Consider the following 24038-nt stretch of genomic DNA (forward strand, 5'->3'; position numbering starts at 1 on the left):
ACGCGCAACACTCGCGCCTTGTCCGGGCGGATCGGCGCCGCGTACCGTCGGTATGTCTCCCCGCCCCGCCCGCATCGTCCGAGGTCAGCCATGCCGCCGTTGCGCACCGCCCTGCTCCAGAGCTCCGGTCGGCCGACCGTCGTCGCCGAGAACCTGAAGACACTGGACGAGGCCGCCGCGCGGGCCGCGGCGACCGGGAGCGGGCTGCTGGTCACCTCCGAGCTGTTCCTGACCGGGTACGCCATCGGCGACGCCGTCCCCGAACTGGCCGAACCCGCCGACGGCCCCGCCGCGGCGGCCGTCGCCCGGATCGCCGTACGCCACGGCCTCGCCGTCCTCTACGGCTACCCCGAGCGCGACGGCGAGCGGATCTTCAACGCCGCCCAGCTCATCGGCCCCGACGGCGCCCGGCTGGCGAACTACCGCAAGACCCACCTCTTCGGCTGCTTCGAGCAGGAGTGGTTCACCCCGGGCGAGCAGCCGATCGTCCAGGCCGAGCTGGACGGCGTCCGCGTCGGCCTGCTGATCTGCTACGACGTGGAGTTCCCGGAGAACGTACGGGCGCACGCCCTGGCGGGCACCGATCTGCTGCTGGTGCCCACCGCGCAGATGCACCCCTTCGAGTTCGTCGCCGCATCCGTCATCCCCGTGCGGGCCTTCGAGAGCCAGATGTACGTCGCCTACGTCAACCGCACCGGTCCGGAAGGGGAGTTCGAGTTCGTCGGGCTGAGCTGTCTGGCCGGACCCGACGGGGTGGTGCGCGCCCGCGCCGGACGCGGCGAGGAACTGGTGGCCGGCGAGGTGGACCCGGAGTTCCTGGCCGCCTCGCGCGCCGCCAACCCGTATCTCCGGGACCGCCGCCCCGGCCTCTACGGCTCCCTCGCCTGAGCCCGGCCCCTCCCCGAACGTCCCCACCCGCGCAAGGAGTCCGCACCCCATGACGTCCACGGTGCCCAACGCCGTCCAGCACACCGAGGCGGCCGCCCCGCCGATCACCATGTTCGGGCCGGACTTCCCGTACGCGTACGACGACTTCCTCGCCCATCCGGCCGGACTCGGGCAGATACCGGCGACCGGGCACGGCCAGGAGGTCGCCGTCATCGGCGGCGGGCTCTCGGGCGTCATCGCCGCCTACGAGCTGATGAAAATGGGCCTCAGGCCCGTCGTCTACGAGGCAGACCGGATCGGCGGACGGCTGCGCACCGTCGGCTTCGACGGCTGCGACCCCTCGCTCACCGCCGAGATGGGCGCGATGCGCTTCCCGCCCTCCTCCACGGCGCTCCAGCACTACATCGACCTGGTGGGCCTGGAGACCCGGCCCTTCCCCAACCCGCTCTCCCCGGCGACGCCCTCGACCGTCGTGGACCTCAAGGGGGAGTCGCACTACGCCGAGACCATCGAGGACCTGCCGCAGGTCTACCGCGATGTTGCCGACGCCTGGGCCGCCTGCCTGGAGGACGGGGCGGACTTCTCCGACATGAACCGGGCGCTGCGCGAACGCGACGTCCCGCGCATCCGGGAGATCTGGTCGGAACTGGTCGAGCGGCTCGACAACCAGACCTTCTACGGTTTCCTCTGCGACTCCGAGGCCTTCAGGTCCTTCCGCCACCGCGAGATCTTCGGACAGGTCGGCTTCGGCACCGGCGGCTGGGACACCGACTTCCCCAACTCCATCCTGGAGATCCTGCGCGTCGTCTACACCGAGGCCGACGACCACCACCGGGGCATCGTCGGCGGCAGCCAGCAGCTCCCGCTGCGCCTGTGGGACCGCGAGCCGCGGAAGATGGTCCACTGGCCGCCGGGCACCTCGCTCTCCTCCCTGCACGGGGGCGAGCCGCGCGGCGCGGTCACCCGGCTGACCCGCACCGCGGGCAACCGCATCACCGTCACCGACGCCACCGGCGACATCCGCACCTTCCCGGCCGCGGTCTTCACCGGCCAGTCCTGGCTGCTGCTCTCCAAGATCGACTGCGATGACGCGCTCTTCCCCATCGACCACTGGACGGCGATGGAGCGCACCCACTACATGGAGTCCTCCAAGCTGTTCGTCCCCGTCGACCGGCCGTTCTGGCTGGACAAGGCCGTCGACGCCCAGGGCAACGCCACCGGCCGCGACACCCTGTCGATGACCCTCACCGACCGGATGACCCGCGGGACCTACCTCCTGGACGACGGCCCGGACCGGCCCGCCGTCATCTGCCTCTCCTACACCTGGTGCGACGACAGCCTCAAGTGGCTGCCGCTCTCCCCGAAGGAGCGCATGGACGTGATGCTCAAGTCGCTCGGGGAGATCTACCCGGACGTCGACATCCGGAGCCACGTCATCGGCAACCCGGTCACCGTCTCCTGGGAGAACGAGCCGTGGTTCATGGGCGCCTTCAAGGCCAACCTGCCCGGCCACTACCGCTATCAGCGGCGGCTGTTCACCCACTTCATGCAGGACCGGCTGCCCGAGGACAAGCGGGGCCTGTTCCTCGCGGGCGACGACATCTCCTGGACGGCCGGCTGGGCCGAGGGCGCCGTGCAGACCGCGCTGAACGCGGTGTGGGGCGTCATGCACCAGTTCGGCGGGGCGACCGACCCCGCCAACCCGGGCCCCGGCGACGTCTTCGACACGATCGCCCCGGTGGAACTCCCCGAGGACTGAAGCGGGTACGGCCCCGAAGCGCGCAACCGTACGCGGGCGTCAGCGGCACGGAGTGAGCAGCAGACGGCTCACCAGCCCGGCGCCCGCGTCGGTGCGCTGCCGGAACTCCGCGGCCAGCGACGGGAACCCGCGCAGTTCCCACAGCGTGCGGGCCGCCGTCCAGGCGGCCTCACGGGCCTGCTCCAGGTGCCAGCAGCTCAGCAGGTGCGTCAGCGGGTCCGCGACCACCAGCAGCTCGGGTCCCGGCGTCAGATCCTCGCGGACGCGCTCCTCCAGCGACACGAGGAGATCGCCCACCCTCTCGAACTGCCCCTCCAGATCGGCCGGAGCGCAGCCGAGCGTGCGGCAGGTGTCCACCACCGCCAGGACCAGATCGTGCGCCACGTGCGCCTGGAGACCGCTCAGCGCGAACTGCACCGGGCGGACGCCGGGATGCCCCCGGTACCGGACGAGCGGACGCCAGCACTCCGGCACCCGGCCGCCCGCCGTCGCCGCCTCGACGGCCGAGAGATAGCGCTCGGCGCAGCGCACCTCCAGGGCGGTGGCCGCCTCCCGGTCGCCGGACCCGCCCCTTCCCCGGTCCCGTTCGGCCGTCTCGACGGCCGCCAGGTAGACCCGGTTGAAGACCGCCACCCCGTCCCCGGAGGGCCAGCGGGAGCGGAATGCCGCCATCCGTTCGATCACCGGGACACCGCCCGCGCGCGGGCCGCCGGGACCCTTGGCGGGCCCGGACTCCTCGATCTGCGTCATGCGCGGAGCGTCGCAGCCGCGGGCGCGCCCCGACGGTGCCCGGCCCGAGGTTCATCGGAACGGGCGAACACCGGAACGGGCGAGCAACGGCGCCGGAGAAGGGGATCGAGGAGTGCCGGGCCCACGCGCACGGCGCCGCGCCGTCTCCGTACGCTCAGGGCTTCCCTGGACCCGTGCCCCGCTCGCCCGGCGCCTCGCCGTCCTCGCGGCCCTCGCCGCCCTTGTCGTAGGCGGAGGTGCCCGAGTCCAGCAGCGGCTCCTGCGTCTTCAGGTGGGCCGGGGCGAAGGCCCGCAGCACGTGGTAGCCGGTGATCACGACGAGCGTGCCGAGCGCGATGCCGCCCAGCTCGAAGTTGTCGGTGATCTTCAGGCTGACCCCGCCGACACCGATGATGATGCCCGCGGCGGCCGGGACGAGGTTGAGCGGGTTGCGCAGGTCCACCCGGCCGTTGAGCCAGATCTGGGCGCCCAGCAGGCCGATCATCCCGTACAGGATGACCGTGATCCCGCCGAGCACCCCGCCCGGGATCGCGGCGACGACCGCGCCGAACTTCGGGCACAGGCCGAAGAGCAGGGCGAAGCAGGCCGCCGCCCAGTACGCCGCGGTGGAGTAGACCCGGGTCGCGGCCATCACGCCGATGTTCTCGGAGTACGTGGTGTTGGGCGGGCCGCCCACGGCGGTGGACAGCATGGAGGCCGCACCGTCCGCCGCGATGGCCGTGCCGAGCTTGTCGTCGAGCGGGTCGCCGGTCATCTCGCCGACCGCCTTGACGTGTCCGGCGTTCTCCGCGACGAGCGCGATCACCACCGGCAGCGCCACCAGGATCGCCGACCACTCGAAGGCCGGGGCGTGGAAGGAGGGCAGCCCGATCCAGTCGGCCTGCCCGACGGCGGAGAGGTCCAGGCGCCAGTGGTCGACGGCCTCGGCCCCGCCCGCCGGGGAGTGGATCTTCCCGAAGACGAGGTCCAGGACCCAGGACAGCGCGTATCCGAAGACCAGCCCCAGGAAGATCGCGATCCGGGAGAGGAAGCCGCGCAGACACACCACCGCGAGCCCGGTGAACAGCATCACCGCGAGCGCCGTCCACTGGTCCTGCGGCCAGTACGTGGAGGCGGTCACCGGCGCCAGGTTGAATCCGATGAGCATCACCACCGCACCGGTGACCACCGGCGGCATCGCGGCGTGGATGATCCGCGCGCCGAACCGCCGCACCGCGAGGCCCACCAGGAACAGCGCCGCGCCGACCACCAGCACCGCACCCGTGACGGTCGCGCTGTCACCGCCGCCCGCCCGGATCGTGGCCGCGACGCCGACGAAGGAGAGCGAGCAGCCCAGATAGCTCGGCACCCGGCCCCTGGTCGCCAGCAGGAAGATCGCCGTGGCGACGCCGGACATCATGATCGCGAGGTTCGGGTCGAGGCCCATCAGGACGGGAGCGACGAAGGAGGCCCCGAACATCGCCACCACGTGCTGCGCGCCGAGCCCGAACGTACGGGGCCAGGAGAGCCGTTCGTCGGGGCGCACCACCGCCCCGGGCGCGGGGGTCTTCCCGTCGCCGTGCAAGGTCCAGCGCACGCCGAGGCTCATGGTTGCTCCCTGAAGGTCTGCTCGGTGCGCCGGCCGGTCTGCGATCCGGTGTTCGGGTTCCACCTGCGGAAAAGATCAGCGCCATGGTAGTGGGACGGTGTACGGCGACCGTGACGAGGTCCGCCGCCCCGTCCCGCCGTCCCTCCCCGGAGCCCCCGGCCGGGCCCCCGCTCCGGGAGGCGCTTCCCGGTCAGTGCTTGGGCGCCGGGCCGACCGGCCTCGCCCCGCTGCCCGCCGCCGACCCGGTGACCCTGCGGTCGCCCGCCCGCAGCACCCCGGCTCCCACGACCAGGCCGAACGCCAGCACGGTCACCACGCCGAACGACACGACCAGCGAGGTCGTCTCCGCCAGCGCCCCGATCGCGGAAGGGGCGATCAGCCCCGAGGTGTACGTGATGGTCGCGACCCCCGCGATCGCCTGGCTCGGGTTCGGCCCGCTGCGCCCGGCCGCCGCGAAGGCCAGCGGCACCACCACGGCCACCCCCAGCCCCAGCAGCCCGAAGCCGCACAGGGCGGCCGCCGGGACCGGCGAGAAGACGACCAGCAGGCCGCCCGCCGTCGCCAGCACCCCGCTCGTCCGTACGGTCCGCACCGCGCCGAACCGGTCCACGATCCGGTCCCCGGCGATCCGGGCCACCGCCATCATCAGGGCGAACGCCGTGGTGGAGGCGGCCGCGACCCCGGCCGAGCCGCCGAGGACGTCCCGCAGATAGACCGCGGACCAGTCCAGGCTCGCCCCCTCGGCGAACACCGCGCAGAAGCCGACCGCCCCGATGATCAGCGCCGACCTGGGCGGCAGCGTGAAACGCGGCGGCGGTTCCTCGTCCGGTTCCCCGCGCAGATCCAGGACGCCCCGGCAGGCGATCAGCCCCAGGGCCGTGAGGACCAGCGCGGCCAGGAGGTGATGCAGCCGCGCGTCGGTCCCCAGATGCGCGGCGACCGTGCCCGCCGCCGAACCGGTCAGCGTGCCCACGCTCCACATCCCGTGCAGACCCGACATGATCGAGCGGTCGAGCCGGTTCTCCACCTCCACACCGAGCGCGTTCATCGCCACGTCGGACATCCCGGCCGACGCCCCGTAGACGAAGAGCACCGCGCACAGGGTGACCAGGTTGGGGGCGAGAGACGGCAGGATCAGGGCCAGTGTCCACAGCGCCAGCAGCCCGCGCAGGGCCGCCCGAGCGCCGAACGTGTGACTGATCCGGCCTGCCAGCGGCATCGTGAGGGACGCCCCGATCGCCGGAAAGGCCAGTGCGAGGCCGAGCTGGCCCGCGCTCACCCCCGCGTGGTCCTGGATCCACGGCACCCGGGTCGCGAAGCTGCCGGTCACCGCCCCGTGCACGGCGAAGACGGTGGCCACCGCGATCCGCGCGCGTCGCACCTGATCCTCGCCGTACTCGCCGTGGGCCGGGCCGGCCGGGTCGTTCCTCATGCCGTGGTACCTCCCCTGGAACGGTGGGTGCCGGGTGTCCCGGCGCTCCCGCGCGACCTAGCCGGGCGTAAACTATCAGGAACCCTGCCTGATAAATAGTGGACCGGAGCCGCTACGGGAGCGGCCCGGGGGAGTGGGGCGGCGGAGCGATCTGGAAGGATCCCGGTATGCCCGCATCACCGAGCACGGCCCGGGTCATCAACGACCGTCTCGCGTTGCGACTGCTCCAGCAGGAAGGCGCGTTGACCGCCGCGCAGCTCAAGACGCTGACCGGACTCTCCCGCCCCACCGTCGCCGACCTCGTCGAGCGGCTCCAGGGCGCCGGTCTGATCCGGGTCGTCGGAGAGTCCGGGGCGGTCCGCCGGGGGCCCAACGCCCGGTTGTACGGCATCGTCGCGGACCAGGCCCACCTGGCGGCGCTCGACGTGCGCACCGGGAGCGTCAGCGTGGTCGTCACCGATCTGCTGGGCGAGACCCTCGCCGAGGGGTCCCTGCCCATCGGCAGCGGCGTCCGCACCGGACCGGCCGTCGAACGGGCCGCCGCCCTCCTGGAGCGGACCGCCCGCGCGGCCGGGCCCGTACCGCTGCACAGCGTCGGCGTCGGCGCGCCCGGCCTCATCGACCCGGCCACCGGCGAACTGCGCGACACCTCGGGGCTGCCCTCCTGGCACCGGGCGCTCGTCCGCGAACTCCACCGCCGGCTGCCCGCCACCGTGCTGGTGGAGAACGAGACCAATCTGGCGGCCATGGCCGAGCACCGGGCGGGCGCCGCCCAGGACCGGGAGACCTTCGTCATGCTCTGGCTCGGCCAGGGCGTCGGGGCGGCGGTGATGCTGGACGGGAGGCTGCGCCTGGGCGCGTCCGGCGGAGCGGGGGAGATCGGCTTCCTGCCCGTGCCCGGGTCGGGCGGACTGCCCTCGGCGACCGACTGCGCGGGCGGCTTCTACTCCCTGGCCGGGTCCGCCGCCGTGGCCGAACTCGCCGCCCGGCACGGCCTGGTGGCCCCCGGGGCGGTCGCGGAGGGCTACGCGGACGAGGTCGCCGTCGACGCGGTGCGGGGTGCGCTGGCGGCCGGGGAGCGGGGCGGGCCGTTCCTCGACGAACTGGCCGACCGGCTCGCGGTCGGGGCGGCCGCCGTCGTCTCGGTGCTGGACCCCGGGTGCCTGCTCCTGGCGGGAGCCGTCGGCCACGCGGGCGGGGACGGACTGGCCGCCCGGGTCGAGGAGCGGCTGACCGCCATGTCCCCCCTGCGTACGGAGGTCCGCGCCGGTTCGCTGGGCGACGGTGCCGTGCTGCGCGGGGCGCTGCTCGCCGCGCGGGACGCGGCGCAGGACGCGCTGTTCACTCCGGCGGGGGCGGGCTGAGTCTCCCCGCCGTCGGCCCGTCGGCCCGTCGGCCGCACCCGCCCCGGCCGCGCGCGAGCCGCCGCGGCCCGGTCGTGCGCCGGAGACGGCGACAGCCCCGGCGTGGAGGCCTGCGCTGTGCGCTGTACGCCGGAGCCGTGCTCCGTGAGGGATGTGCGGGATGTACCGGATGCGCCGGACGTGCGGGACCCGGCGGTGAACGGGGGCGATCCGCTCACCGCCGGGCGATCAGGGGGCCGGGGCGGTCCGCCACCGGCCCTCGGGGGCGGGACTCAGCAGGCGCCGAGGTCCTTCCAGGCGCCCCACTGGCCGGTGGTGCCGGGCTTCTCGCCCTTCGTCCACCACGAGGCCTTCCACTGGCGGCCGTCCTGGCTGACGGTGGCGCCGCCCTGGTACTCGGTGGCCGCGTTCCACGCCGGAGCCGTGCACGTGCCGCCCGGCTGCGTCGGGGTCGGGGTGGGAGTGGGGGTGGGGCCGGTCGGGTCCGGGGTCGGCGTCGGCGTGGTGCCCGTACCGGGCTCGACCAGCTTGGCGCCGCGGGCCAGGTCACCGGCGAGCGCGTAGGACTTCCCGCCGAAGGTCACGGTCCAGTTGGACGGGGTGGAGGTCGGCAGGTAGTAGACGAAGTCCAGCTCCACCGAGGCGCCGGGCGCCAGTGCCTGCCAGGCCGGGAGCTTCAGGGAGACCCGGTTGTAGGGGCCCTTGAGGCCGCCGACGTTGTTGGCCGCCGTGTGGTCGCCGCGGATGACCGCCGTGCCGAAGCCGGACTGGTCCTTGGCGTTGGCCGGCGCGGAGGTGGCGTAGTCGAACTGGAACTCCGTGCCGCCGGGCAGCGTGGCCCGGGTGCGGTTGGTGATCTTCAGCTTGGGGCTGATCGGGTAGTTGGAGTCGCCCAGCGCGAACTGCCCGAAGGAGACGTCGATGTCCAGCGCCTCGGTCGGCAGGCTGACCGTGGAGCGCTTCGCGCCGTACGGGGCGGCCGATGTGAACGCGTCGTACATCGCGGTCGTCAGCGTGTCGCCGGTCTCGTACTGGCCCTTGGCCGCGTTCCACCCGTAGTCGCCCGCCAGCTCCCAGATCATCGTTCCGCCGATGCCCTTGTCGACGACGTACTGGGCCTTGCGCTTCACCGACTGCTCGTCCTCGGTGGAGAGGAAGACCTTCTTCTGCGCGTTCCACAGCCACGGGGCGACCAGCGTCGAGTCGTACCTGCGGACGTAGGCGCCGGTCAGCTGGGTGTTCGCGGGGAAGCCGTAGTCGGCGAGGTAGTCCCCGGCGATGCCCTTCTCCAGGTTCTTCGCGTGCCACATCGGGTTCGAACCGGCGGGCGACTCCTTGCCGTTGTCGTCCTTGTCGTGCCACAGGTTGTCGATGCCGACCGCGCCGTCCCCGCACTTGGTCAGCCCCGAGCCCGCCGGACAGGTGGTGGCGGCGGCCTTGCCCCACAGGCCGTCGGTGCCGCCCTGGACGTTCTTGAAGCCGCGGGTGTAGTACGGCAGGCCGATGTTGATCCGGCCGGCCGGCATCGAACCGCGGAAGTAGTGGTAGGCCCAGTCGGTGTTGAGGTAGCCGAGGCCGCCGTACTGCGAGGTGGTGTAGACGCCCGCCTGCGCCAGTTCGTTGTCCTTGCCGTCGTCGAAGAGCGAGGCGTTGGGGCCGACGTACTCGTTCCAGGCGCCGTGCAGGTCGTAGGACATGATGTTGACGTAGTCCAGGTACCTCTGCATCTGGTACGTCTCCATGCCCCGCAGCAGATAGCCCGAGGAGGGGGCGGCGACGGTCAGCAGGTAGTGCTTGCCGTCGGCCTGGCCCGCGCGGTCCAGCTTCTCGCGCAGGGTCTTCATCAGGGCGTCGTAGCCCTTGACCAGGCCCGCGCGGCGGCCGTTGGCCAGCGCGTGGTCCATCGGGTGGCCCGCGTCCTTCATGGAGGTCGCGTACTCGTAGTCGATGTCGACGCCGTTGAAGCCGTACTTCTTGACGAAGGCGACGGCGGAGTCGGCGAAGGTGTCGATGCCCGTCTGGTTGACCGAGCCGTCGGCGTTGGTCGCCATCGCGTAGAAGCCGCCGGAGTTGACGCGCTTGCCGTCCGGGCCGAAGTAGCCGCCGGTCTCGGCCCAGCCGCCCACGGAGACCAGGGTCTTCACGTCCGGGTATTGCTTCTTGTACTTCGTCAGCAGGTTGAAGTGGCCCTTGTAGGGGAGCGTCGGGTCCATCTCGGCGCCCGCGACCCCGGGCCAGGTCATGCCGGTGGAGACGTTGTCGGGGCCGTCCGGGCCGACCGAGAGCTTGTTGGAGCCGTCGACGTGCGCGAAGGCGTAGTTGAGGTGGGTGACCTTGTCCCACGGGATGTCCGGGACCAGATAGGCGTCCTTGCCGTCCTTGCCGGTACGCCAGTTGGTGAAGTAGCCGATCACGCGCCGTTTGTGGTCGGCGCCCATCTTCTCGCGCCCCTCGGCGTCGTAGACGGTGCAGTAGGGGCTGGTGACGCCCGGGGTCCGGTACAGCCCGTCGGGGCGACAGGACTCGTGGTCGGTGGCGGCCGCCGACGGTGAGGCGGCGAGGGAGGTCATCAACAGGCCGGCGACGGCGGCGCCCGCGGCCAGCAGCGTGGCTCTCGCTCGGGTGGGGGACAGCATGTGGTCGTTCCTCCTGGGGAGGTCGGCAGAACACAACTGACGGAAAAGGGGTGGGTCTGTCGTGGTCCCGGTGTGCGCTCACCGTCGGACCGAACCTCGGAGGTGACGCAGAGATTAAGAGGACTAGACCAGTGCGTCAATAGGTCTGGACCTTTAAACGCCGACTTTCCCGATGACTACGTTGTCGTCTCCCGATGACGTGAATCCGCCGGATTTGATTGACGTAAACACGACAGGTTCATGTGACCCAGGCCACAACCCTCGCCCGCATGGTCCCCAGGGGTCCGTGGCAGACTGGAGCCGTACCAGTAGCAGCGCACTCCGGGGTCGGTGCAATTCCGAACCGGCGGTTACAGTCCGCGACCCGTCCGCAGCCAGCGGCCGGTTGACCAGGTGAAATTCCTGGACCGACGGTGAAAGTCCGGATGGGAGGCAGTGCGCGGCGGTTCGTCATCGGTACGCCGCCGTCGGCGGACGCACGGCCGGGACACCGTTCCCGGGCCCGGTGTCCGCGGCGTCCCCGTCCTCGGGTCGCGGCGTTCGCGCTGGTGAACCGCTCACTCTGTCGTCATCGACAGGCCCCGGAGTCCGTGCCCGAAGAGGCAGGAGGACCCGGTGGGCACCGCGGCCGACATCACCGCCATGCGCCGAGCGATCACGCTCGCGGCACATGGCCTCGGCTCCACCAGCCCCAATCCGGTCGTCGGATGCGTGATCACCGACGCCTCCGGGGCCGTGGCCGGCGAGGGCTTCCACCAGCGCGCCGGAGGGCCGCACGCCGAGGTCCACGCCCTGCGCGCGGCCGGCGGGCGGGCCCGGGGCGGCACCGCCTACGTCACCCTGGAACCCTGCGACCACACCGGCCGCACCGGCCCCTGCACCCAGGCCCTGCTGGCCGCCGGGATCAGCCGGGTCGTGTACGCGGTCGGCGACCCGGACCCGCGGGCCACCGGGGGTGCCGACACCCTGCGCGCCGGGGGCGTCCAGGTCGGGCAGGGGCTCCTCGCCGACGAGGCCGAGGCGGGCAACGCCGCCTGGCTCACCTCGGTGCGGCTGGGCCGCCCGTACGTCCTGTGGAAGTACGCCGCCACCCTGGACGGCCGCATCGCCGCGGCCGACGCCACCAGCCGCTGGATCACCTCGCCCGAGGCCCGCGCCGACGTCCACCGGCTGCGCGCCGAGGCCGACGCGGTGCTCGTCGGCTCCGGCACCGCCCGCACCGACGACCCCCAGCTGGGCGTACGCGGCATCGACGGCGCCACCCAGCCGCTGCGGGTCGTCGTCGACACCCACGCCACCGCCGTGCGGCGCGGGGCCCGGGTCCTGGACGACACCGCCCCCACCCTGGTCGCCGTCGCCGAGGACGCCCCGGCCGGCCACCTCCCCGAGGCCGTCGTCCTGCGGCTGCCGCGGGCGGCGGGCGGCTCCGGCCTGGACCTCGACGCCCTGCTCGCCGCCCTCCACGGGCGCGGCGTCCGCTCCGTACTCCTCGAAGGCGGGCCCACCCTGGCCGGTGCCTTCGTCGCCGCGGGAAAGGTCGACAAGGTCGTCGGCTATCTCGCCCCCGTGCTCCTCGGCGCGGGCCCCGCCGCCCTCGCCGACGCCGGAATCTCCACCATCGCCCAGGCGTTGCGCCTCGATGTGACCGAGACCGTGCCGATCGGCCCCGATCTGCGCGTCACCGCCGTCCCCGCACCTGCTCGGAAGGGAAACTGAGTGTTCACCGGAATCATCGAAGAACTGGGCGAGGTCACCGCCGTCGAGCAGCTGACCGACGCCTCCCGCTTCCGGCTGCGCGGCCCCCTCGTCACCGAGGGCGCCCGGCACGGCGACTCCATCGCGGTGAACGGCGTCTGCCTCACCGTCGTGGACACCGCCGACGGCGAGTTCACCGCGGACGTGATGGCCGAGACGCTGAAGCGCTCCAGCCTCGGCGCGCTCGCCCCCGGCTCCCGGGTCAACCTGGAGCGCCCGATGGCGCTCGGCGGGCGGCTCGGCGGACACCTCGTCCAGGGCCACGTGGACGGCACCGGCACCGTTCTGGAGCGCACCCCCTCCGAGCACTGGGAGATCGTCTCGGTCTCCCTGCCGCCCGAGCTGAGCCGGTACGTCGTGGAGAAGGGCTCCATCACCGTCGACGGCGTCAGCCTCACCGTCGTCGAGGCCGCCGCGGACCACTTCACCCTCAGCCTCATCCCCACCACCCTCGACCTGACGACGCTCGGCCACAAGCAGCCCGGAGACCCGGTCAACCTGGAAGTCGACGTCATCGCCAAGTACGTCGAGCGGATGCTCGGCGACCGCTCCGGAGAGGAACCGCGATGAACGCCGCCTCCTGGCTCAACTCCGAGGCCTTCACCGTGTTCGGCCAGCACATCAAGTGGTCGGACATGATCGGCAACGTCATCGGGCTGATCGCGCTCGCCCTCGGCTGGCGGCGCTCCATCTGGACCTGGCCCGCCCAGCTGCTCTCGGGCGCCATCCTGCTGGTCGCCTTCGCCTCCGCGCACCTCTCCGGCAGCGCGGGCAAGCAACTGGTCGTCATCGTCGTGGCGCTGTGGGGCTGGTGGTCCTGGAACCGGGGCAGGCAGCAGGCCCAGGACGGCTCCATCGCCGTCCGCTTCGCCACCTGGCGCGAGCGCGCCGCGCTGATCGGCGCCGCGGCCCTCGGCACCCTCGCCGTCGGCGGCCTGTTCACCGCCTTCCCGTCGCTGTCCTGGGACCCCTGGCCCGACGCGTACATCTTCGTCGGCACCGTCGTCGCCATGTACGCCCAGGCGCGCGGCATGGTCGAGTTCTGGTTCGCCTGGCTGCTGGTCGACCTGGTCGGCGTCCCGCTGAACTTCGCCAACGGCTTCGCCTTCTCCGGCTTCGTCTACATCATCTACGGCGCCCTCGTCCTGTGGGGCATGCGCGACTGGTGGCTGCGTACGCGGACACCCGCTCTGGAAGGAGCCACGGCATGACTGCCCAGCCCGCCTGGCTGCACCCCGGCCACGGCCCGCTCCCCGAGAACCTCTCCCTGGACCCGGTCGAGCAGGCGATCCGTGACATCGCCGCGGGCCGGCCCGTCGTCGTCGTGGACGACGAGGACCGCGAGAACGAGGGCGACCTCGTCATCGCCGCCGAGAAGGCCACCCCGGAGATCGTCGCCTTCATGATGAGCGAGTGCCGCGGCCTGATCTGCGTCCCCATGGAGAGCGACGAGCTGGAACGGCTCGAACTGCCGCAGATGGTCGCCGACAACACCGAGTCCATGCGGACCGCCTTCACGGTCTCCGTCGACGCCTCCGCCGTCCACGGCGTCACCACCGGCATCTCCGCCGCCGACCGCGCCACCACCCTGCGGATGCTCGCGGGCGGCACCGCCGGTCCCGGCGACTTCGTCCGCCCCGGCCACGTCTTCCCGCTGCGCGCCCGCTCCGGCGGCGTCCTCGCCCGCGACGGCCACACCGAGGCCGCCGTCGACCTCGCCCGGCTCGCGGGCCTGCGCCCCGCCGGGGCGATCGTGGAGATCGCGGGGGAGGACGGCACCATGCTGCGGCTGCCCGAGCTGATCCCCTTCGCCCGCAAGCACGGCCTGACGATCATCTCCATCGAGGACCTGATCGCCTACCGCCGCAGCAGCGAACCCACCGTCCGCCGTGAGGCACAGACCCGGCTGCCCACGCGGTTCGGCGACTTCACCGCCTACGGCTACCGCTCCACCGTCGACGGGGTCGAGCACGTCGCCCTGGTCCACGGCGACCTGACGGAGCAGAACGGCGAGGACGTCCTCGTCCGCCTCCACTCCGAATGCCTGACCGGCGACGTCTTCCAGTCCCAGCGCTGCGACTGCGGCCCCCAGCTGCACGCCTCCCTGCGGCGCGTCACCGAGGAGGGCCGCGGTGTCGTCGTCTACCTCCGGGGCCACGAGGGGCGCGGCATCGGCCTGCTCTCCAAGCTCCGCGCGTACGAACTCCAGGAGCGCGGGGCCGACACCCTCGACGCCAACCTGGAGCTGGGCCTGCCCGCCGACGCCCGCGACTACGCGGCGGGCGCGCAGATCCTCAAGGACCTCGGCGTACGCAGCCTGCGGCTGATGACCAACAACCCCGACAAGACCGCGGCCGTCGTCCGCCACGGCCTCGTCGTCACCGGCCGTGAGGCGATGCCCGTCCAGGCCGGCGAGCACAATCTGCGGTATCTGCGCACCAAGCGCGACCGCATGGGGCACGACCTGCCCTGGCTGGACGGCGCCCCCGCGCCGACCTGCGCCAACCAGTGACGACCATCCCCACAACACCGGCTTCAGGAGAGACATGAGCGGCAAGGGTGCACCCGAACTGTCCGTACGCAACTGCGCAGACCTGCGGGTGGCCGTGATCGCGGCCCAGTGGCACGAGAAGGTCATGGACGGACTCGTCGACGGCGCCCTGCGCGCCCTGCGCGAGCTGGGCATCGACGAGCCGACCCTGCTCCGCGTCCCCGGCTCCTTCGAACTGCCCGTCGTCGCCAAGGTGCTCGCCGGACGCGGCTACGACGCGATCGTCGCCCTCGGCGTGGTCATCCGCGGCGGCACCCCGCACTTCGAGTACGTCTCCCAGGGCGTCACCCTCGGCCTCACCCAGGTCACCGTGGACACCGGCGTTCCCGTCGGCTTCGGCGTCCTGACCTGCGACACCGAGGAGCAGGCGCTCGACCGGGCCGGGCTGGAAGGGTCCAGCGAGGACAAGGGGCACGAAGCGGTCACCGCCGCCGTCGCCACCGCGGCCACCCTGCGGACCGTCAGCGAACCCTGGCGCTGAGCGCGTCCCGCCGACCCCGTATTCTGAGGACCATCATGGGACAGAAAACCTTCGAAGAGCTCTTCACCGAGCTTCAGCTCAAGGCCGCCGAGGGCGACCCCGCGACCTCCCGCACCGCCGAACTGGTGGGCAAGGGCGTCCACGCCATCGGCAAGAAGGTCGTCGAGGAGGCCGCCGAGGTCTGGATGGCCGCCGAGTACGAGGGCAAGGAAGCCGCCGCCGAGGAGATCTCCCAGCTGCTCTACCACGTCCAGGTGATGATGGTCGCCCGCGGGATCTCGCTCGACGACGTCTACGCCCACCTCTGAGCCCACCCCGCCCGGTCCGTCACCCCTTCGCACAAAGGAAACCCGACCTCATGCTGCGCATCGCCGTCCCCAACAAGGGTGCAATCTCCGGGCCTGCGATGGCGATGCTCCATGAGGCGGGCTACCGGCAGCGCAAGGAGTCCAAGGAACTGGTCCTCGTCGACCCGGCGAACGAGGTGGAGTTCTTCTACCTGCGGCCGCGCGACATCGCGATCTACGTCAGCTCCGGCCGTCTCGACATCGGCATCACCGGACGCGACCTGCTGCTGGACTCCGGGGCCGAGGCCGAGGAGATCCTCCAGCTCGGGTTCGCGCGCTCCACCTTCCGCTACGCCACGAAGCCCGGCACGGCCACCGGCCCCAAGGACTTCACCGGCATGACGATCGCCACGTCCTACGAGGGCATCGTGGCCAAGCACCTGGCCGACGAGGGCGTGGACGCCGCCGTCGTGCACCTCGACGGCGCGGTGGAGACCGCCATCGAACTCGGCGTCGCCCAGGTCATCGCGGACGTCGTCGAGACCGGCACCAGCATGCGCAACGCGGGCCTGGAGATCATCGGCGAGCCGATCATGAAGTCGGAGGCCGTGGTGATCCGCCGCACGGGAGCCCCCGCCGACGACCCCAAGGTGGGGCAGTTCCTGCGCCGCCTCCAGGGCGTCCTGGTCGCCCGGTCCTACGTGATGATGGACTACGACTGCCGCGTCGAGCACCTGGAGCGCGCCGTCGCCCTCACCCCCGGGCTGGAGTCCCCGACGATCTCCCCGCTGCACCACGAGGGCTGGGTCGCCGTCCGCTCCATGGTCGCCGCCAAGGAGGCCCAGCGGATCATGGACGACCTCTACGAGCTCGGCGCCCGCGCCATCCTCACCACGGCCATCCACGCCTGCCGCCTCTGACGGCCCGGCCGCCCGCACCTCCCGAGAGAGGACCCGATGTCCGCGCCCAGGCCCGAACTCCCCGCCCTGCCGGTCACCTTCCGGCCCACCCGCACCCGGGTGGTGCTGCTCGGCGTGGGGCTGGCGATGTTCCTCGTCATCACGGTCATCGCGCTGATGCTGGAGCGGCTCAGCCCGGCGGAGCGGACCAGCTTCGTCTTCGTCGCCGCGCTCTTCTTCGGCGTCCTGGCCCTGCTCAGCAGGCCCAGGGTCACCGCCGACGACTCCGGGGTCACGGTCGTCAACCTCACCCGCAAGCGCAGGCTGGCCTGGGAGGAGATCCTCCGCGTCAACCTGCGCTCCGGCGACCCGTGGGTCTTCCTCGACCTCAGCGACGGCACCAGCATGCCCGCCCTCGGCATCCAGCCCGGCATCGCCAAGCAGCAGGCCATCCGTGACGCCCGCACCCTGCGCGCCCTCACCGAGTCCCGCTCCGCCGAAGGCGACGGCTGAGCGCTCCGCACGAGCGAGAGCCGCGCGTCGCCGCCTCCGGGGCGGGCCGGGATCCGCCCCGGCCCGCCCCGCGCGCGTCACATCCCGCCGGGCTCCTGCCGCCCCCGGCCCACCGGGCCGCGCCCCGACAGCACCTCGCCGTACGCCTGCATCAGGTCCGGCAGCCGCAGCGTCGACAGATCCTCCCGGGACAGCTCGCCCGGATAGCCGGAGAGCCGCAGATCGCGGTAGGCGCAGCTCTTCTCGTACAGCGTCCGCAGGAAGCGCCCGTTGCCCAGCTCGTCGATCCAGCCCTGGTCCACCACATGGCCGCTGATGGAGCGCAGCTCGTCCACCGCCTCCTCGTCCCACACGTCGTCGTTCTCCGCGGCCAGGACGCTCCCGATCGCGGTGAGTTCGAGCGGGCGGTAGCTGGGGAAGTCGACCCGGGTGGTGAAGCGGGAGGAGAGCCCGGGGTTGGTCGCGAGGAGGCGGTCCATGCCCTCCGGGTAGCCCGCCAGGATCACGACCAGATGGTCCCGGTTGTCCTCGGCCCGCTTGAGCAGGACCTGGAGCGCCTCGTCGCCGTACGCGTCGCCCTTGCTGTAGCCGGAGTTGGCCAGGCTGTACGCCTCGTCCACGAAGAGCACCCCGCCGAGCGCCGAGTCGATCAGCTCGTTCGCCTTGACGGCCGTCTGGCCCAGGAACTCCCCGACCAGATCGGAGCGCTGGGCCTCGACCAGATGGTCGCCGCCCAGCAGCCCGAGCGCGTAGAAGACCCGGCCCAGGATGCGGGCCACCGTCGTCTTGCCGGTGCCGGAGGGGCCGGAGAAGACGAAATGGCGCTTCGGCGGCTGGACGGGCAGACCCTGCCCGGCCCGGAGCCGGGCCATGTTCAGCTGCGCCGACAACGCCTTGACCTGCCGCTTGACCGGCTCCATGCCCACCATGCGCTCCAGCTGGGCCAGCGCCTCGGCCAGCAGGGCGGGGTCGCTGGGTCCGGCCGGGAAGACGGGTGGCTCGCCCGCCCCCTTGCGGCGTACGCCCACGACGGGGACGGCCTTGACGGGCAGCGGGTCGGGCTCCTCGTCGAGCAGCCCGCCCTCCCCGATCGGCCACGGCTCCCGCCCGTCCGCCAGCTCCGTCCCCAGCAGGGCCTCGCTCTCCGGCTGCGCCTCCGCGCCCGAGCCCTGCGAACCGAAGCCGGTGAGGGTCACGGCGGCCAGGTCGGCCGACTCGTCGTAGCCGTCGCCCTCGGAGATCGCCGCCAGCCGGGCGGAGGTGTCCATGAAGGCGGGGTCCACCCGGTGCACCGACCGGTACAGCGGCAGGGCCGCCGCACTGCGGCCGGTGCCCTCGTGGGCCCGCGCCAGCCAGTAGCGCAGCTCCTTGCGCTGCGGCTGCTCGCTGCGGCAGCGCATCAGGGCCGCCGACAGCAGCGGCTCCGCCTGCCCGAACATCTCCAGCCGCACCCGCGCCATGCCGCCGAAGAGACCCGCCTCGATACCGAGCAGCGGATCGTCCACGAGCGGCTCCGTGGAGCGGACCAACTGCTCCCAGTCCTTGACCAGATACGCGCGGCACGCGTGCAGGAACCGCACCTGCGGGTCCGCGTCCACCGGCGGCAGCCCCGCCAACGCCCGGTCCAGCTCGGGCACATGGCGGCCGTCCAGCCAGTGCGAGGCGTGGGCGAGCAGCAGATCGCGCGGGCTCTCCAGTACCGGCTGCACCCACCAGCCCAGCCAGTACCAGGAGTTGAGCGTACGGCGGTGGCGGGCGCGCTGTTCGCCGAAGCGGTCGCGGTGCCGGTACATGCGCAGCAGGGCCGTGGTGGTGTCGACGCGCAGCGCATGGAGGCCGAGCCAGCCGTCCGCCATGCCCGGATCGGACCGCACCGCGGCCCTGAACTCCTCCTCGGCCTGCGGGTAGGCGCCCATCGTGTAGGCGTCCATGCCGCGCAGCCAGGCGAGGTCGGCGGGGGCCCCAGCGCCCTGTGTGCCGATGTCCATCAGGTCCCCCACAAACCGTGCCCCCAGGATGTCCCGCCCGCACAGCATGCCCACCGGAGGGGGATGAATCACCGCGCGAGGGTAGGGAATTGACCACACCGAGGAGCATCGTACCTGCGCACAGGCCAGGCGACGCCGGGACGGGCGGCCCGCGGGTGCGGTCACCGAGGGTGGTCGTGTCGCTCTGCGTGGTCGCTACGGGGCGGCAGGAGCACAGAACGAAGCCCCCGGTCACGGGGGAACGACCGGGGGCTTCGCGTCTGCGGGGCTCCGAAAAGCCGCACCCTGAGAACGTAAGACCAGTTGGGGCCCCCGGTCAAGCGGAGGCGGGGCACTTCCGGGCCGTTTCCCGGCGGCTCAGCGAGGCGGGGCGTCGTGGCTACGCGGAGTGACGGAGTGATGCGCCGTCACGGACGCCCGGGGCCCCCGCGATCACCGGTATCCCTCGGTCAACTGGCGTACCAGCGCGTCGGCGTGGGGGCGTGAGGGATCGTCGGTGAAGTGCCGGTCCTCGGCGAGCGTCCACCCGTCCCAGAACTCCCGCAGCCCCTCGCCGTCCCGCCGCCGCCCGCGCGCCCAGGAGGTCTCCCGGTCCAGCTCCATCCAGCACAGCGCCGCCAGCCACGGGCGCACCGCGCGCCGACCCGCCCCGACGCCCTCGACCAGCACCACCGGGGCCGGTTCCAGGGTGCGCGCCGGACCGAAGCGACGCCCGGTCCAGTCGTAGGGCGCGTACCGGGCGCGCTCGCCGCGCGCGAGCGGCAGCAGCACCTGGTCCCGCAGCCGCCCCGTCCAGCCGAACGGCTCCTCGTGGGTGGCGAGATCGTCCAGATGGAGCACGGGCGCGCCGTCCAGCACGGCGGCCAGCCGTGCGGCGAAGGTGCTCTTTCCCGACCCGGCGTGCCCGTCGACCGCGACGAGTCGCACCGGCCCGCAGGAAGGGGGAAGCGAGCGCAGCTCATCGGCGTGGCGGGCCAGGTCGTCCATGGCTCCAGGGTACGGTCCGGCTCCAAGGCGCCGGGGTGCCGCCGCAGGTCACACGGGCGGTCCCGCCCCGGCTCCTGCCAGTGGTCCAGACCCATATCGGTTCGGCCATTCCTGCCGGACGGCTGTCCCGATCCGGCCCGGAACCGGGATAGTTGCCGCACCGCACCGCACCGCACCGCATCCGCAGCCCACTCCACCCACCACCGGGGGGCACGACCATGACCAGCGAGACGTCCCGCAGAACCGTCCTCGGCGCCGCCCTCGCGGCAGCGGCCACCACCGCCCCGCTGACCGGAGCCGCCCCGGCGGCCGCCGCCGGCCGCCCCTCCGCCCCGCCCGCACCCTCCGAGGTGCCGCCCGTGGACACCCGCTTCTGGCACACGTACACCGACTGGCGCCACGGCTCGGGCGACGGGACCCGGGTGGCCCCCGGCCCCCGCCCCGGTCTGGTGATCGCCACCCCGGCGGGCCGCACCGACTACACCGACCCGCACACCGGTGCGACCACCGCCTGGGACTACGCCACCTGGACCTCGCCCGTCCACCGCTCCGCCGTACCCGCCACCGAGGTGATCGCCTCCTGGAACGCCCGCACCCCGGCCGGCACCTGGATCAAGGTCGAGCTGAGCGGCCGCTACACGGACGGCACCGACACCCCCTGGTTCGTCATGGGCCGCTGGGCCGGCGGCGACGGCGACATCCGCCGCACCTCGGTCGACGGCCAGGGCGACCCGCACAGCTCCGTCTGGACCGACACCCTCTCGGTCGACGACCCGGCGAGCGGCGTCCGGCTGGTCTCCTACCGGCTGCGGCTCACCCTCCACCGCACCCCCGGCAGCCGGGCGACCCCCACGGTCTGGCGGGTCGGCGCGATGGCCTCCGACGTCCCCGACCGCTTCACGGTCCCTGCCACCACGCCCTCCCTCGCCCGGGAACTGCGCGTCCCGCGCTACTCCCAGGAGGTTCACGCCGGGCGGTACCCGGAGTACGACAACGGCGGCGAGGCCTGGTGCAGCCCCACCTCCTCGCAGATGGTCATCGAGTACTGGGGCCGCAGGCCCACCGCCGAGGACCTCGCCTGGGTCCGGCCGGGCCTCTCCGACCCCCAGGTCTGCCACGCCGCCCGCTTCACCTACGACTACCAGTACGGCGGCTGCGGCAACTGGCCCTTCAACGCGGCCTACGCCGCCACGTACCGCGACCTGAACGCCGTCGTCACCCGGCTCGGTTCGCTCACCGACGTGGAGCGGCTGATCGGGGCCGCGATCCCCGTCATCACCTCCCAGTCCTTCCTGGAGAAGGAGCTGCCCGGCGCCGGGTACGGCACGGCCGGGCACCTGATGACGGTGATCGGGTTCACCGCGGACGGCGACGTCATCGCCAACGACCCCGCGTCCCCCGACAACGACGCCGTGCGCCGCGTCTATCCGCGGCGTGCCTGGGAGAACATCTGGCTCCGCACCAAGCGCTACGACGCCGCGGGCAAGGTCAGGAGCGGCTCGGGCGGGGTCGCCTACGTCTACTGGCCCGAGCGGCCCACCCCCGGGCAGCAGCGGGTTCTGCGGTCGCTCGGACTGCTGTGAGCTGACCGGGGCGGGCCGCCCCGGACGCCGAGAGGGGCGGGCGCGTCACCGGGACGCCCGCCCCACCGCACGTCAGGCGGTACGCCTCCGGAGGACCGCGCCGGTCACCGCGTCGACCACGAGGAACCCCGCCAGGGTCACCCCGAGGACCGGCAGCGCCCAGCCCAGGGCGGCCACGGCCGGAACACCGAGGACCAGCACCGGCAGCGGAAGCCGCCGCCACCCGCCGCGCTCCGGGGCCCGCCCGGCGAGCGCCCGGCGCTCGCCCCGGGTGGGGCGGCGCTGCCACCACATGCGGTAGCCCCAGACGATCACCGCGGTCAGCCCGATCGCGATGAGCGCCAGCACGATCTGGTTGACGACCCCGAACAGCACGCCCATGTGCCCCTGCACCCCGAGCTTGCTGAGTTTGTTCAGCGCCGGATGGTCGGCCCAGCGGGTGCGCGAGGTGATCTCGCCGTCGGTGGCGTCCACGGCGACGCGGTCGTAGTGGACCGGCCAGACGTTGTCGTCCTGCGCCACCACCCACGCGGTCCCCGCCTCCGCCGGGGGCGTGACCACGACGGTGCCGCCGAGCCCCGCCTGCCGGGCCGCCGCCAGCGCCACGTCGAAGGCGGCCGGGTCGGCGTCGGCCGTCGCTCCGGCGGAGCCGCCGTGCCCGGCGTGGCCCGCGTGGTCCCCGGCCGGGGGCTTCGCGCCCGGGAGCGCGGTGTCCAGGGCCGGGGCGTTGCCGTTCACCGCGTCCAGCAGCCGCCCGAACCGCTCACCGGCGTGGTTCGACCAGGTGAGGCCGGTGGCGCTGAGGAACAGCAGCCCCAGCGCCAGCCACACCCCGGCCGCCGCGTGTCGGCCGCGGGTCCGGCGTACCCCACGGGCCGTACGGTCCGGGAACAGCACGCCCCTCGCCGACTTCGCGCGCCGCCCCCGGCTACGGCCCAGCCACAGCACCAGCCCGCCCGCGACGGCCACCCACAGCCAGCTCGCGGCGACCTCGGAGTACAGCCGCCCGGTGTCGCCGAGGTGGAGATTGCGGTGGAGGTCGTCGAGCCAGGTGGTGAGCGGGGTCGACCCGGACCAGGTCGTCAGCTCGCCCCGGACCTCGGCGGTGTACGGGTCGACGAACACCGTGCGCTGCTTGTCGCCCAGTTCGGGGACCGAGAGCACCACCCGCGTGGTGTCCTCGGGGCCCGGCGGGGTGGTGACCGAGGCCAGGACGCCCTCGGGGTGCGCGGCCCGCGCGGCGGCTATCTGCTCCGCCAGCGGGCGCGGCGCGCCGTCGGTCTGCCCGACCGTCAGCCGGTCGCCGTAGACGAGCTGGTCGAGCTGGGGCGTGAGGGTGTACGCCAGCCCCGTCAGCGCGGCCACCAGCAGGAAGGGGGCGACAAGGACCCCGGCGTAGAAGTGGAGCCGGACCAGGAGATGGCGCACGGCCTGCCAGGAGCGCCCGTCCGGGGTCGGTCCGGGCGCGGGTCTCGCGCGTCCGTCGCTTCCGCCGGAAGCAGAGCCGGAGGCGGGGTCGGCGGTGGGCCCGGCGGCGGACGTATCCGCCGCGGTCGGCGGCCGGGTGCCCGGCCCGGCCGGATCGTGGTCGTTCTGCGGCAGTTCATCGGTTCTGCGGGGCATGGGTGCTCCTCGAAGGGCGGGCGGGCGGTCGCGGACGCGCGGCCCGGCCGCTCCCGCACGCGCGCCGCGGAGGCGCCGGATCGTTCCGGCGCCCGGGGCGGGCGGAGTGGCCGGGCCGGGACCGCCGGGGGAGGTCCGCGCCGGTGCCGGGAGCGGGCGAGCAGGGCACCGAACCGGAGCCGCCCGGCCGCCGCGACATGCGCCACCGCGCCGAGCGAGAGGGAGGCCGGGCCGCTGAGCGGACCCCGCGCCGCTCGCGCCGCCCGGCGACCCCGTGCGCGCGGGGCGACGACGCGGCCGCCGCGCTCCCCGCGCCGGGGTCCCCGGCCGTGGTCTCTTCCCATGGGGCAGTAGTCGGCCGTGTGGCCGAAAAAGTTCCCGTGCCCGTCGCAGACGCGGGGAGGCGCCCGCACCGGGGGCGGGAGCCCGGCCGGACGCGGGAAGCCGGTGTGGCGTCGCCCACAGTGCGGCCCGTGGGCACCGCCGTTGCGGAGGCATGGAATCCGCTTGGTGGCGGGGGAGTGGCGGGATCACCGTCCCGCCGCGGCCGCCCGACCGTGACCCGGATCTCGTTCCGAGGACCCCGGCCTCCTGGCACTCTGGTCGGGTCACGGGGGACGGGGACCCCAGCCGCATCCGTACGAAGAGTGAGACGCCATGACCGCGACCACCGCCACCGGAAACGCCCGCCACGCCCGCCGCGCCCGCACCGGCGGCCCCGAGGACGGCTCGAAGCTGATGGAGCACGTCGCGGGCTGGGCGTTCGTGGTCGTGTTCGCCATGCTGGTCACCCAGCTCGGCCTGCTGTAGCGGAACGGAAACGGCTGTGGGGGGGGGCCCCCGCCCCCCCCCCCCCCCCCCCGGCCGGGCCGTCGATCGCCGTGATCAGCGCGCCCGCCGCCGGGTCACCGCGCACCTCCCCCAAGAACGTTACCCCCCCGCCCTGCGCGGTGG

Annotated in this window: 19 protein-coding genes, 1 pseudogene and 1 riboswitch; of the genes and pseudogenes, 13 read left to right on the top strand and 7 right to left on the bottom strand. The window is 73.2% G+C overall.

The features are described 5' to 3' along the window. Window positions 1-90 precede the first annotated feature (90 nt). Window positions 91-888 carry a carbon-nitrogen hydrolase family protein gene (locus ACIRRU_RS26170; protein WP_403684387.1) on the top strand — a complete coding sequence of 266 codons (798 nt, stop codon included), beginning with the start codon at window positions 91-93 and terminating at the stop codon, window positions 886-888. A gap of 49 nt (window positions 889-937) precedes the next feature. Further along, a complete protein-coding gene (locus ACIRRU_RS26175) occupies window positions 938-2647 on the top strand; it encodes a flavin monoamine oxidase family protein (protein WP_403684389.1) in 1710 nt (569 codons plus the stop codon). Window positions 2648-2686: 39 nt separating this feature from the next. Here the strand turns inward: ACIRRU_RS26175 and ACIRRU_RS26180 are convergent, their stop codons facing one another. The 3 genes from ACIRRU_RS26180 to ACIRRU_RS26190 form a co-directional block, all read right to left on the bottom strand. Continuing rightward, window positions 2687-3397 (bottom strand): DUF5995 family protein, encoded by a 711-nt coding sequence (locus ACIRRU_RS26180; RefSeq protein ID WP_403684391.1) that lies wholly within the window; start codon window positions 3395-3397, stop codon window positions 2687-2689. Window positions 3398-3551: 154 nt separating this feature from the next. Continuing rightward, window positions 3552-4985, bottom strand: a complete 1434-nt coding sequence (locus ACIRRU_RS26185; RefSeq protein WP_403684393.1) for a uracil-xanthine permease family protein — start codon at window positions 4983-4985, stop codon at window positions 3552-3554. Between the two features lie 190 nt (window positions 4986-5175). Further along, window positions 5176-6417 (bottom strand): MFS transporter, encoded by a 1242-nt coding sequence (locus tag ACIRRU_RS26190; RefSeq protein WP_403684395.1) that lies wholly within the window; start codon window positions 6415-6417, stop codon window positions 5176-5178. Window positions 6418-6584: 167 nt separating this feature from the next. Here ACIRRU_RS26190 and ACIRRU_RS26195 point away from each other — a divergent pair, with 167 nt between their 5' ends. Beyond that, entirely contained in the window at window positions 6585-7781 is a 1197-nt protein-coding gene (locus ACIRRU_RS26195) for an ROK family protein (RefSeq protein WP_403684396.1), read from the top strand. Window positions 7782-8053: 272 nt separating this feature from the next. Here the strand turns inward: ACIRRU_RS26195 and ACIRRU_RS26200 are convergent, their stop codons facing one another. Beyond that, window positions 8054-10417, bottom strand: coding sequence for a chitinase C-terminal domain-containing protein (locus tag ACIRRU_RS26200; RefSeq protein ID WP_403684397.1), 2364 nt, complete (start codon window positions 10415-10417; stop codon window positions 8054-8056). A gap of 312 nt (window positions 10418-10729) precedes the next feature. Beyond that, a riboswitch (FMN riboswitch) is annotated at window positions 10730-10860 on the top strand. A gap of 172 nt (window positions 10861-11032) precedes the next feature. Between ACIRRU_RS26200 and ribD the strand changes: the two genes are divergently transcribed. Genes ribD through ACIRRU_RS26240 form a run of 8 tightly spaced genes read left to right on the top strand, consistent with a single transcriptional unit; the run spans window position 11033 to window position 16903 of the window. Next, a complete protein-coding gene (gene ribD, locus ACIRRU_RS26205) occupies window positions 11033-12133 on the top strand; it encodes a bifunctional diaminohydroxyphosphoribosylaminopyrimidine deaminase/5-amino-6-(5-phosphoribosylamino)uracil reductase RibD (protein WP_403684399.1) in 1101 nt (366 codons plus the stop codon). Then, window positions 12134-12742 (top strand): riboflavin synthase, encoded by a 609-nt coding sequence (locus ACIRRU_RS26210; protein WP_363202501.1) that lies wholly within the window; start codon window positions 12134-12136, stop codon window positions 12740-12742. Then, entirely contained in the window at window positions 12739-13383 is a 645-nt protein-coding gene (locus tag ACIRRU_RS26215) for a nicotinamide mononucleotide transporter family protein (protein WP_363202502.1), read from the top strand. The genes ACIRRU_RS26210 and ACIRRU_RS26215 overlap by 4 nt, the downstream gene beginning before the upstream one ends. Beyond that, on the top strand, window positions 13380-14684 hold the full coding sequence (locus ACIRRU_RS26220) for a bifunctional 3,4-dihydroxy-2-butanone-4-phosphate synthase/GTP cyclohydrolase II (RefSeq protein ID WP_403684400.1): 1305 nt from the start codon (window positions 13380-13382) through the stop codon (window positions 14682-14684). Before ACIRRU_RS26215 ends, ACIRRU_RS26220 begins: the two co-directional genes overlap by 4 nt. A gap of 34 nt (window positions 14685-14718) precedes the next feature. Next, window positions 14719-15204 carry a 6,7-dimethyl-8-ribityllumazine synthase gene (gene ribH, locus ACIRRU_RS26225; RefSeq protein WP_403684402.1) on the top strand — a complete coding sequence of 162 codons (486 nt, stop codon included), beginning with the start codon at window positions 14719-14721 and terminating at the stop codon, window positions 15202-15204. Between the two features lie 35 nt (window positions 15205-15239). Then, window positions 15240-15512: a phosphoribosyl-ATP diphosphatase gene (locus ACIRRU_RS26230; RefSeq protein WP_073769929.1), complete on the top strand. Its 273-nt coding sequence runs from the start codon at window positions 15240-15242 to the stop codon at window positions 15510-15512. Window positions 15513-15562: 50 nt separating this feature from the next. Next, window positions 15563-16411 (top strand): ATP phosphoribosyltransferase, encoded by an 849-nt coding sequence (gene hisG / locus ACIRRU_RS26235; protein WP_403684404.1) that lies wholly within the window; start codon window positions 15563-15565, stop codon window positions 16409-16411. Window positions 16412-16447: 36 nt separating this feature from the next. Continuing rightward, window positions 16448-16903 (top strand): PH domain-containing protein, encoded by a 456-nt coding sequence (locus ACIRRU_RS26240; protein WP_363202506.1) that lies wholly within the window; start codon window positions 16448-16450, stop codon window positions 16901-16903. A gap of 77 nt (window positions 16904-16980) precedes the next feature. Here ACIRRU_RS26240 and ACIRRU_RS26245 read toward each other — a convergent pair whose 3' ends face one another. Both ACIRRU_RS26245 and ACIRRU_RS26250 read right to left on the bottom strand, forming a co-directional pair. Then, window positions 16981-18891: an AAA family ATPase gene (locus ACIRRU_RS26245; RefSeq protein WP_403684406.1), complete on the bottom strand. Its 1911-nt coding sequence runs from the start codon at window positions 18889-18891 to the stop codon at window positions 16981-16983. A 357-nt stretch (window positions 18892-19248) separates the two neighbouring features. Next, a pseudogene (locus tag ACIRRU_RS26250) lies at window positions 19249-19878 on the bottom strand (uridine kinase). A 218-nt stretch (window positions 19879-20096) separates the two neighbouring features. Between ACIRRU_RS26250 and ACIRRU_RS26255 the strand changes: the two are divergent. Further along, window positions 20097-21461, top strand: coding sequence for a peptidase C39 family protein (locus ACIRRU_RS26255; RefSeq protein WP_403684408.1), 1365 nt, complete (start codon window positions 20097-20099; stop codon window positions 21459-21461). Window positions 21462-21533: 72 nt separating this feature from the next. On the opposite strand, the gene ACIRRU_RS26260 is transcribed toward ACIRRU_RS26255, so the two are convergent. Further along, the gene (locus tag ACIRRU_RS26260; RefSeq protein ID WP_403684410.1) at window positions 21534-23084 is read right to left on the bottom strand and encodes a PepSY-associated TM helix domain-containing protein; all 1551 of its coding nucleotides are present in this window, start codon (window positions 23082-23084) and stop codon (window positions 21534-21536) included. A 657-nt stretch (window positions 23085-23741) separates the two neighbouring features. On the opposite strand from ACIRRU_RS26260, the gene ACIRRU_RS26265 reads away from it, so the two are divergent. Beyond that, entirely contained in the window at window positions 23742-23894 is a 153-nt protein-coding gene (locus ACIRRU_RS26265) for an SCO1431 family membrane protein (RefSeq protein ID WP_363202510.1), read from the top strand. Window positions 23895-24038 lie beyond the last annotated feature (144 nt).

Source organism: Streptomyces sp. NPDC101181 (assembly GCF_044767975.1).
GTDB lineage: Bacteria > Actinomycetota > Actinomycetes > Streptomycetales > Streptomycetaceae > Streptomyces.